Here is a 677-nt window from a genome sequence, read left to right as displayed (position 1 = left end):
AGCACTCGAGCTAACGCTCATTGTTGAGTGGTGCGGCTTTGCCGCGGGCAGCTGCGCTGTTTTGCTTTTCTGTGGGAGCGAGCTTGCTCGCGAAGGCGGCCTGACAGCCGACCACTATCTACCGGCCGGACTCAATCCCTGTGGGAGCTGGCTTGCCAGCGATGGCAGCCTCCAAGTCGACCAATCCCCCACTGATGTACCCGATCCAAATGTGGGAGCGAGCCTGCTCGCGAAAGCTCCCTTCCAGACGACCTCAAACCACCTGCCTGTCAGAGGCAATCCCTGCACTTAAACATCATCAAATAGCCACGTTTAAACTACACGATCCGTTACGCCATCCCGGCTACAACTTCTTGCGCTATTGCCTACGCCTACGCCAGAATCCGCCGGCTTACGCGGCTAGGCGCCGGGCTATATCGTTTGTTTGTCACTGAAAAACAGTGATGGGGTTTGGTAGCCCGCGTCGAAACCGTTGTATAGCGTCACCGTATGCAGTCCCGTTGCGGGGCTCGACTTTTATGGTGGGCATGCGTGGGGCTCCTTTGTGAGCGCCGGGTTTCCTGTTTCGACCGGTCTACCAACCTGCGTATGGCCACCACCCTTCGTTTGGTAGCGAGGGTGTTGGCTCCCAATATTCGAAACCGGAGTACGCCCATGTTCAAAGTAACCCCCAACCC

Origin of the sequence: Pseudomonas sp. Sample_20, assembly GCF_004307585.1 — a bacterium.
Taxonomy (GTDB): domain Bacteria; phylum Pseudomonadota; class Gammaproteobacteria; order Pseudomonadales; family Pseudomonadaceae; genus Aquipseudomonas; species Aquipseudomonas atacamensis.
The sequence above is the reverse complement of the archived record's forward strand: the minus strand, read 5'-3'. Positions refer to the sequence as shown.